Here is a 9359-nt window from a genome sequence, read left to right as displayed (position 1 = left end):
GCCTGCTCGGCGAGTACCCGGTGGCGGTGCAGCAGATGGTGGCGATCGCCCGCGCCGTCGGCCAGCAGGCGCGCATCCTCATCCTCGATGAGCCGACCTCCAGCCTCGACGAGGCCGAGACCGCACGCCTGTTCGCGGTGATGCGCCGGCTCAAGGAGCGCGGCGTCGCCATCCTGTTCGTCACCCACTTCCTCGACCAGACCTACGCGATGGCCGACCGCATCACCGTGATGCGCAACGGCCGCGTGGTCGGCGAACATCTCGCGGCCGAGTTGCCGAAGCTGGCGCTGGTCGGCGCGATGGTCGGCCGCACGCTGCGCGAGGGGGAGCTCGACGCGCAGCGCCCCGTCGAGGGCCCGACCACGCCGCTGCTCGAAGCGCGCGGCCTGGGGCTGCGCGGCAGCGTCGGCCCGCTGGACCTGGACGTGCGCGGCGGCGCCGTGCTCGGCCTGGCCGGGCTGCTCGGCTCGGGCCGCACCGAGACGGCGCGGCTGCTGTTCGGTGCCGATCGCGCCGACGGCGGCTCGCTCACGCTGGCCGGCGCGCCGCTCACGCTGAATTCGCCGCGCGACGCGCTGCGCAACGGACTCGCCTTCTGCCCCGAGGAGCGCAAGACCGAGGGCATCGTCGCCGAGCTGAGCGTTCGCGAGAACATCGTGCTCGCACTGCAGGCGCGCCACGGTGTGTTCCGCCACCTGAGCCCGCGCGAGCAGCGCGAACTGGCGCAGCGTTTCATCGCCGCCCTGGGCATCGTCACCGCCGACGCCGAGACGCCGATCGGCCAGCTCTCCGGCGGCAACCAGCAGAAGGCCATCCTGGCGCGCTGGCTGGCCACCGAGCCGCGGGTGCTGATCCTCGACGAACCGACGCGCGGCATCGACGTCGCCGCCAAGCAGGAGATCATGCAGCGCGTGCTCGAGCTGTGCGCGCAGGGCATGGCGATCGTCTTCATCTCGGCCGAACTGCCCGAGGTGCTGGCCACCAGCCACCGTGTGGTGGTGATGCGCGACCGCCGCCAGGTCGCCGAGCTGCCCGCCGCCGAGCTCGACGAAGCGCGCGTGCTGCGCATCGTCGCGGGCCATGACGAAGCGCTGGAGGCGGTGGCATGAACTGGCGACGCTGGAGTGCCCACCCGCAGTTCTGGCCGGCGCTGGTGCTGGCGCTGCTGCTCGCCGGCAACGGCATCGCCAACCCGCAGTTCTTCGCGCTGACCTGGCGCGACGGCCACCTCTACGGCGCGCTGATCGACATCCTCAACCGTGCCGCGCCGCTGATGGCGGTGGCGCTGGGCATGACGGTGGTGATCGCCACGCGCGGCATCGACATCTCGGTGGGTGCGATCGTCGCCATCGCCGCGGCGGTGGCGGCGGCGCTGATCGGCGGGCAGCTGCTGATCGTCGACGGCCAGCAGACCTACGCGACGCGCACCTCGATGCCGGTGGCGCTGGCCGCGGCGCTCGGCGTGGCGGCGCTGTGCGGCCTGTTCAACGGCGTGCTCGTGGCGGCGGTGGGCATCCAGCCGATCATCGCCACGCTGATCCTGATGGTGGCCGGCCGCGGCATCGCGCAGCTGATCACGCAAGGCCAGATCATCACGATCTACTACAAGCCCTACTTCTTCATCGGCGGCGGCTACCTGCTCGGGCTGCCGTTCGCGCTGTGGCTGGTCGCCGCGCTGCTGGCGGTGATGGCCTGGCTCAAGCACCGCACCGCACTCGGCCTGTTCATCCAGGCCAGCGGCGGCAACCCGATCGCGGCGCGGCTGTCGGGCATCAACGCGCGCGGGTTGCTGGTCGGCGTCTACGCGTTCTGCGGGCTGACCGCCGGCCTGGCCGGGCTGATGATCAGCTCGAACGTCAAGAGCGCCGACGGCAACAACGCGGGGCAGCTGCTCGAGCTCGACGCCATCCTCGCCGTCACGCTGGGCGGCACCTCGCTGCTCGGCGGCCGCTTCAGCCTGCGCGGCAGCGTGCTCGGCGCGCTGATCATCCAGACGCTGACGACCAGCATCTACTCGCTGGGCGTCCCGCCCGAGATCAACCTGGTGGTAAAGGCCGTGGTGGTGTTCCTCGTCTGCCTGCTGCAGTCGAGCGAGGCGCGGGCCTGGGTGTTCGGGCGGAGGCGCTTGTCATGAGACTGGATGCGCAGACGCTGCCGAGCTGGGTCGCCGTGGCCCTGTTCGCCGCCATGTTCGCCGGCGGCTCGTTCGCCTACACCGGCTTCTTCTCCGGCCAGGTGTTCCTCAACCTGCTGATCGACAACGCCTTCCTGCTCGTCGTCGCGATTGGCATGACCTTCGTGATCCTGTCCGGCGGCATCGACCTGTCGGTCGGTTCGGTGGTCGCGCTGACGACGATGCTGCTGGCCTGGGGCGTCGAACGCGCGCAGCTGCCGCCGCTGCTGCTGATCCCGCTGCTGCTCGCCGGTGGCGCGCTGTTCGGCACCGCGATGGGCTTCGTCATCCAGGTGTTCCAGATCCCGGCCTTCATCGTCACGCTGGCCGGCATGTTCCTCGCGCGCGGGCTGTGCTACCTGGTCAGCATCGACTCCATCCCGATCGGCGAGGCCCAGCTCACGGCCTGGTCGCAGGCGCGCATTCCGGTCGGGCCGCTGGGCGAGGTGACGCCGGGGGTGATCGTCGCGCTGGTGGTGCTGGTGCTGGCGGTGTGGCTGGCCCACGGCACCGCCTTCGGCCGTGCCGTCTACGCCATCGGCGGCAACGAACGTTCGGCGCAGCTGATGGGCCTGCCAGTGGCGCGCACGCGCATCGCGGTCTATGCGGTCAGCGGCCTGTGCGCGTCGCTCGGCGGCGTGCTGTTCGGCATCTACACGCTGTCCGGCTACGGGCTGCATGCGCAGGGGCTGGAGCTCGACGCCATCGCCGCCACGGTGATCGGCGGCGCGCTGCTGTCCGGCGGCGTCGGCTACGTGATGGGCACGCTGACCGGCGTGCTGATGCTCGGCGTGATCCAGACGCTGATCATGTTCGACGGTTCGCTCAGCTCGTGGTGGACGCGCATCGCGATCGGCGCGCTGCTCGGCCTGTTCTGCGTGCTGCAGCGCTTGATGGAGGGCGCCCACCGGCGCCGCGGCGAACACGGCTGACCGAAGCGGCCGCAGCGCTTCTTGCAAATGCGACTGGTTCGCATTTAGAATGAGCGCATGACGATCGAACCTCCCGCGCTGCCGCCCACGGCGCCCACGCCGCCCGCTGCGGTGCCGGCGCTGCCGCGCTGGAGCAGCACGGTGCTGCTCGGTGAACGGCGCGAGGCGCTGATCGACCACCGGGGAGAGCAGTACCGCCTGCGGCTGACCGCCGCCGGCAAGCTGATCCTCACCAAGTAGACCCTCTTCGCTTCAGCGGCCTGCGGGCCGCCTTCGCACCAGCCAGCCTCAACGCCAGCCCGTGCTCTTTCGAGACCACGCCTGGCCATGCCGCACCTGCTGCATCCCGGCGGCCAGCCCTGCTGCCCGCCCGAGCTGATCCGCCCGCCGGCGCCGCCGCCGGGCACGCGCCGCCGTCGCCTGTGGGACCTGCCGGCGCATGCGCACTGCCCGGTGGTCGGCGTCTGCCTGAGCCTGTCCGCGCTGCGCCGGGTGGCTGACAAGGCGCTGGGCGGCGAGGTGCTCGCCGGCGACTACGAGCTGCACAGCGGCGCGGTGCAGGAGTGCGGCCATCGCGGCGCCTTGTCCGAAGCGCTGCAGCGTGAGCTCGACCGTCGTCACGCGCTGGCACTCAAGCACATCGGTGCGCTCAAGGATGCCGACAGCCTGCGCCGCTGGTGGTGCCATGCCGTGCACGGCGACGACCTCGCCGGCGCGTTGTGGGCCACGCTGACCCATCCGCGCTGCGACGATGCGCTCGAGGAGCAGGTGCTGCACGACGTGCACATGCGCCAGCACCAGCTCGGCGAAGGGCAGGGCGAGGAGCGCCGCCGACTGGCCGCGCTGCGCGCGCAGTGCGACGGATTGTCCGCCGAACTGGCGCGCCAGCAGGAGCGCCACACCCGCGCGGTGGCCGAGCAGGCGCGCAAGCTCGAGCAGCTGCAGGCCGAGCTGGTGTTGCGCCGCGCCGAGCTGATTGGCCGCGACACCGTGATCGCCTCGCTGTGGGACCAGCTGCGTGCGCTCGAACAGGCGGCGCCCGACCTGAAGTCACGCGCCACGCTGGCCACCGAGCTCGAGGCGCAGACCGAGCGGGCGCGAGGCCTCGAGCGCGCCCTCTCGCGAACGAATCTGGCGCTGGATGCCGAGCGCCGGCGCGCCGATGCCGCGCTGGCCGAACTGCAGCAGCGCCCGCGTGAGCTGCCGCCGGTGGCCGAGCACGCCGAGCCGGCCGACCTCGCCGAGCGCGCGGTGCTGTGTGTCGGCGGCCGCCCGGCCAGCGTGCCGGTGTACCGGCGCATCGTCGAACACCACGGCGGCCGCTTCATGCACCACGACGGTGGCGAGCACGACCACGCCGCGCTGCTCGACGGCACGCTGGCCAGCGCCGACCTGGTGATCTGCCAGACCGGCTGCATCAGCCACGACGCCTACTGGCGCGTCAAGGAGCACTGCAAGCGCACCGGCAAACGCTGCGTGTTCGTCGAGAACCCCAGCCGCAGCGGCCTGCGCCGCGCGCTGCAGCAGTTGGCGCAGCACGACGCCGCAGCCGCTGCCACACCGAATCCCTGACCACGAGACCTCCCATGAACTCCCGCACTCCGAGGCGCCGCGGCGCCGCCCTGCTGCTCGCCCTCTCGCCCTGCCTGCCGGTCGCGGCGCAGGTGGCCGCCCCGGCCGCCGCCGCGTCCAGCCCCGAGGCCACGCTGCCCGCCGTCACCGTGCGCGGCGCGGCCGAGACCGATGAGCCGACGCAGGCCACCGGCGCCTGGACCACGCGGCGCAGCCGCAGCGCCACCGGCCTGGCGCAATCGGCGCGCGAGACGCCGCAATCGATGTCGACCATCACCCGCTCGCAGATCGACGACTTCAAGCTCACCAGCGTCAATGTCGTGCTCGACGCCGCCACCGGCGTGGTCGCCGAGAAGGTCGAGACCGACCGCACCTACTACACCGCGCGTGGCTTCGACATCGTCAACTTCCAGATCGACGGCATCGGCCTTCCGTTTGCCTATGGGCTGGTCGACGGCGACCTCGACACCGCGATCTACGACCGCATCGACGTGATCCGCGGTGCCACCGGCCTGACCAGCGGCACCGGCAACCCGTCGGCGGCGGTGAACTTCGTGCGCAAGCGGCCGACGCGCGAACTGCAGGCCAGCGCCGCGCTGACGCTGGGCTCGTGGAACGATCGCCGGGTCGATGCCGATCTCGCCGGGCCGCTGTCGGCCGACGGCCGCGTGCGCGGGCGCCTCGTCGTCGCCGCGCAGGACAAGGACTCCTACCTCGACCGCTACCACCTGAAGAAGGGCGTGTTCCACGGCATCGTCGAGGCCGACGTGACGCCCGACACCATGCTCTCGCTCGGCCACACGCTGCAGCAGAACCGGCCGACCGGCTCGATGTGGGGCGCGTTGCCGCTGCTGTACAGCGACGGCACGCCGACCGACTATGACGTGTCGACCAGCACGGCGCCGTCGTGGACCTCCTGGAAGTCGGACACCGCCATCACCTTCGCCGAGGCCCGGCACCAGTTCGCCAACGGCTGGCAGGCGCAGGCGGTGCTGACGCACAAGCAGATCCGCGGCGACGGCAAGCTGTTCTACGTCTACGGCCTGCCCGACCCGGTGGACGGCTCCGGCCTGGCGATCTACCCGTCGATCTACACGACCACCAACCGGCAGGACATCGCCGACCTGCGCGCCAGCGGCCCGTTCACGCTGGCCGGCCGCGAGCACGAGCTGGTGGTGGGTGCGACCACGTCGCGCTCGCGCCTGCATGCGCAGTCGACCTACGGCAGCAACCCGGACGTCGGCGCGCCGTTCCCGGACCTCGCCACCTGGGACGGCCAGTACCCCGAATCGACCTTCGACGTCGCCGGCGACGGCGCACGCTTCACCGACAAGCAGCGCAACCTCTACGCAGCCACCCGACTGAGCGCGAGCGATGCGTTGCACCTGGTGCTCGGCGCCAACCACACGCGCATCGACAGCAGCGGCGTCAGCTACAGCGTCAGCCGGGCGCGCCAGGAGACGAAGACCACGCCTTACGTCGGCGCGGTCTGGGACGTCGCGCCGCAATGGTCGCTCTACGGCAGCTGGACCTCGATCTTCCTGCCGCAGTTCGAGCTCGGCGACGACCTGCAGCGCCTCGCACCCGCCACCGGCAGCAACACCGAGCTGGGCGTGAAGGCCGAACTGCTCGACAAGCGGCTGAGCGCCAGCCTCGCGGTGTTCCGCGCCAAGCAGGCCAACCTGGCCAGTGCGCTGCGCTTCGACACCGCGACCAACCAGACGCTCTACGAGGGTGTGGACACCCGCTCGCGCGGCTTCGAGGCGGAGGTGGTGGGCGCGCTGTCCTCCAGCATCAAGCTCAGCGCCGGCTACACGCAGCTGGCCATCCACGACGACGAGGGTGAAGACGTGCGCACCTTCTCGCCGCGCCGGATGCTGCGTGCCGCCGGCACCTGGCAGGCGCTGCCGCCGCTCAAGCTCGGCGCCTCGGTCAACTGGCGCAGCGAAACCTCGCGCAGCACCGGCGCCGGCGAGATCCGCCAGCCCTCCTATGCGCTGCTGAACCTGATGGCGCGCTGGGACTTCAGCCCGAAGATCTACGCGACGCTGAACCTCGACAACGTCACCGACAAGAAGTACCTCACCAGCCTCTACTGGGACCAGGGCCTGTACGGCGAGCCGCGCAAGGCCAGCGTGAGCCTGGGCTGGTCGTACTGAGGCAACGCCACCGAAAAGACCGTGATTCAGCAGCGCTGCAGATCGCCTTCCCTGCCATGAGCTCCATGCCCCTGACCCGCCTGCACGTTGCCTCGCGCGTGGCCGCCAGCCTGGCCGGCGGCTATGCCTTCGTGTGGGGCTTCGCGACCTTCGGCATCAGCCTGCTCGTCGCCGCCGGCATGGCCTACGACGAGGCGCGCACGCTGATCTACCTGCTGGCCTTCCTGGTCTTCCTGGCGGTGTTCTGCTGGGCTTTCGCGGCCGCCAGCCTCGCCCGCGTATGGGCCGTGCTTGCGGGCGGCGGCGCTGCGATGACCGGCGCCGCCTGGGCAATGTCGCGCAGCCTGAGCTGATCACCTTCGGAGCACGTCACCATGTTCTCCAGCTTCCGCCTCTCGATGACCTGGCTGCACACCTGGTTCGGCCTGGTGCTCGGCTACGTGCTGATGATCGCGTTCTTCTTCGGCGCGCTGTCGGTGTTCGACCGTGAGATCGACCGCTGGGCGATTCCGCAGACACGCTTCGAGCCGCAGCCCATGCCCTCCTTCGACAAGCTGCTGGCGCCGATCTTCCGCCAGGTCACGCCGGAGGCCGAGGAGCTCGAGGCGGCGCGCGAGCGTGTCGGCGGCCCGCTGCTGGCCACGCTGCCGCTGATGAACTGGAGCGCCTACACGACGCACCGCGACCCGGTGCTGTCGCTGTTCGCCGAGTTCGCGGTCACCAACAACCCGAACGACCCCGACGACCATGTGCACGGCCACCTGACCATCGACCCGCGCGACGGCCGCGTGCTGCCGCACGACCAGCTGAAGATCGGCAGCGCGTTCTTCTACCCGATGCACTACAGCCTGCACCTGCACTGGAAGGACCTGGGCTACTGGATCGTCGGGCTGGCGGCGCTGGTGATGCTGGCGGCGCTGGTCAGCGGCGTGGTGATGCACCGCAAGATCTTCCGCGAGCTGTTCACCTTCAGGCCGAACAAGCACACCCAGCGCAGCGTGCTGGACCTGCACAACCTGACCGGCGTGGTCGCGCTGCCGTTCCACTTCATCTTCGCGCTGTCCGGGCTGACGATCTTCGCCGGCATCTACCTGCCGGTCTCGACCACGCAGCTCCAACCGCTGGCAATGCGCCACGCCATCGCCGAGGCGCAGGCCAAGGGCCTGGCCTTCAAGCCGGCCGGGGTCGCGGCGCCGCTGGCCTCGGTGGACGCAATGGTGCTCGAGGCCAAGCGGCGCTGGGAGGCACGCGGCATGCCCGGCGAGGTCGGCTTCCTCGCCGTCAACCATGTCGGCGACGCCAACAGCTACGTCAGCATCTTCCGCGCCGGCAGCGACCGCGTCGCGCTGGTCGGCCAGGCAGTGCACTTCGAAGGGCCGACCGGCCGGGTGATCCGCGAGGAGCCGCCGCCCAGCGCCGTCACCAGCATTAACGAGTTCCTCACCGGGCTGCACCTGCAGCACTTCGAGCACTGGTTGCTGCGCTGGTTCTACGTGCTCGGCGGCCTGGCCGGTTGCGCCTGCATCGCCACCGGCTTCATCTTCTTCGTCGAGAAGCGCAAGAAGCAGCATGCCAGGGCCGGCGTGGGCGGCGCGCGCTGGGTCGACGCGCTGGCCGTCACCACGGTCACCGGCATGGTGGTCGCGGCGCTGGCGATCCTGGTCGCCAACCGGCTGCTGCCGGCCGGCCTGGCGCAGCGTGGCGACTGGGAGGAGGGCGCGTTCTGGGCCGCCTGGCTGCTCGCGTTCGGCCATGCGGCGTGGCGCACGGCGCCGGTGCGCGAGGCGCGCATCGCGCCGGCGTGGCGGGAGCAGTGCTGGGCGATCGCCGTGCTCGCCGTGGCCGCGGTCGGGCTGAACTGGGCGACCACCGGCGATCACCTGGGCCGCACCATCATGGCGGGTTACTGGCCGGTGGCGGGGCTGGACCTGGCGCTGCTGGCCAGCGCCGCGATCGCCGCGCTGGCTGCACGCCGGCTGCGCCAGCGCGAGCGCGGCATGGCCGAGCCGGCAGCGCTCGAGAACGACGAAGCTAGCACCGCTGCCAGCCCGGAGGCCGCCGGTGCCTGAGGCCGTGATGATGGGCGGCAAGCCCCTGCTGCTGGCCGCCGCGTTGCTGTGCACCACCTGCGGGCTGGGCTGGTTGGCGCTGGCGATGCAGACCCACTGGCAGCAGGTGCGTGGTGAGGCCGCTGCCGGCCGCAGCACCGTGCGCCTGCTGCGCGCAATGGGCGCCGCTGCGCTGCTGCTCGCGCTGGGCCTGTGCCTGCGTGCCGACCACGCCACGATGGCGGTGCTCGTCTGGGTGATGGCGCTGGCCGGATCGGCCCTGCTGATCGCCTTCTCGCTGAGCTGGCGGCCGCGCTGGCTGCTGCCGCTGGTCGCCTGGGTCCGGCCAGGCCGCGGCGATCGATGACCTGACACAAGCCACCATGCCCCACACGCCGCGCGAACGCATCGACGAGCTCAAGACCAGCGGGCTGAAGGCCACGCTGCCGCGCCTTCGTGCGCTGGAGCTGTTCCA

The 9359-nt window shown here is 71.3% G+C and carries 9 protein-coding genes; all 9 read left to right on the top strand.

Annotated features, from left to right (window positions below):
- The coding region (locus AAG801_RS37320; RefSeq protein ID WP_341892956.1) for a sugar ABC transporter ATP-binding protein at positions 1 to 1109 on the top strand (1109 nt) is incomplete at its 5' end.
- Entirely contained in the window at positions 1106 to 2134 is a 1029-nt protein-coding gene (locus AAG801_RS37315) for an ABC transporter permease (protein WP_341892955.1), read from the top strand. The genes AAG801_RS37320 and AAG801_RS37315, both read left to right, overlap by 4 nt.
- Complete coding sequence (gene yjfF / locus AAG801_RS37310; protein WP_341892954.1) at positions 2131 to 3105, top strand: galactofuranose ABC transporter, permease protein YjfF; 975 nt, start codon at positions 2131 to 2133, stop codon at positions 3103 to 3105. The genes AAG801_RS37315 and yjfF overlap by 4 nt, the downstream gene beginning before the upstream one ends.
- A 57-nt stretch (positions 3106 to 3162) precedes the next feature.
- Positions 3163 to 3345: a hemin uptake protein HemP gene (locus tag AAG801_RS37305; protein WP_341892953.1), complete on the top strand. Its 183-nt coding sequence runs from the start codon at positions 3163 to 3165 to the stop codon at positions 3343 to 3345.
- 87 nt (positions 3346 to 3432) lie between these two features.
- Positions 3433 to 4677, top strand: coding sequence for a DUF2325 domain-containing protein (locus AAG801_RS37300; RefSeq protein ID WP_341892952.1), 1245 nt, complete (start codon positions 3433 to 3435; stop codon positions 4675 to 4677).
- 14 nt (positions 4678 to 4691) lie between these two features.
- The gene (locus AAG801_RS37295; protein ID WP_341892951.1) at positions 4692 to 6836 is read left to right on the top strand and encodes a TonB-dependent siderophore receptor; all 2145 of its coding nucleotides are present in this window, start codon (positions 4692 to 4694) and stop codon (positions 6834 to 6836) included.
- 56 nt (positions 6837 to 6892) lie between these two features.
- A complete protein-coding gene (locus tag AAG801_RS37290) occupies positions 6893 to 7189 on the top strand; it encodes an iron uptake protein (protein WP_341892950.1) in 297 nt (98 codons plus the stop codon).
- A 21-nt stretch (positions 7190 to 7210) separates the two neighbouring features.
- Entirely contained in the window at positions 7211 to 8905 is a 1695-nt protein-coding gene (locus AAG801_RS37285; RefSeq protein WP_341892949.1) for a PepSY-associated TM helix domain-containing protein, read from the top strand.
- Positions 8906 to 8915: 10 nt separating this feature from the next.
- A complete protein-coding gene (locus AAG801_RS37280; protein WP_341892957.1) occupies positions 8916 to 9251 on the top strand; it encodes a DUF3325 domain-containing protein in 336 nt (111 codons plus the stop codon).
- Positions 9252 to 9359 lie beyond the last annotated feature (108 nt).

The organism is Variovorax sp. YR752 (genome assembly GCF_943372545.1).
This window is presented reverse-complemented; position numbering and strand designations above follow the sequence as displayed.

What these genes read in the sequence shown, in the direction of transcription:
- AAG801_RS37315 (WP_341892955.1), top strand. Translation starts at nt 1,106, where the DNA reads ATGAACTGGCGACGCTGGAGTGCCCACCCGCAGTTCTGGCCGGCGCTG.
- yjfF (WP_341892954.1), top strand. Translation starts at nt 2,131, where the DNA reads ATGAGACTGGATGCGCAGACGCTGCCGAGCTGGGTCGCCGTGGCCCTG.
- AAG801_RS37305 (WP_341892953.1), top strand. Translation starts at nt 3,163, where the DNA reads ATGACGATCGAACCTCCCGCGCTGCCGCCCACGGCGCCCACGCCGCCC.
- AAG801_RS37300 (WP_341892952.1), top strand. Translation starts at nt 3,433, where the DNA reads ATGCCGCACCTGCTGCATCCCGGCGGCCAGCCCTGCTGCCCGCCCGAG.
- AAG801_RS37295 (WP_341892951.1), top strand. Translation starts at nt 4,692, where the DNA reads ATGAACTCCCGCACTCCGAGGCGCCGCGGCGCCGCCCTGCTGCTCGCC.
- AAG801_RS37290 (WP_341892950.1), top strand. Translation starts at nt 6,893, where the DNA reads ATGAGCTCCATGCCCCTGACCCGCCTGCACGTTGCCTCGCGCGTGGCC.
- AAG801_RS37285 (WP_341892949.1), top strand. Translation starts at nt 7,211, where the DNA reads ATGTTCTCCAGCTTCCGCCTCTCGATGACCTGGCTGCACACCTGGTTC.
- AAG801_RS37280 (WP_341892957.1), top strand. Translation starts at nt 8,916, where the DNA reads ATGGGCGGCAAGCCCCTGCTGCTGGCCGCCGCGTTGCTGTGCACCACC.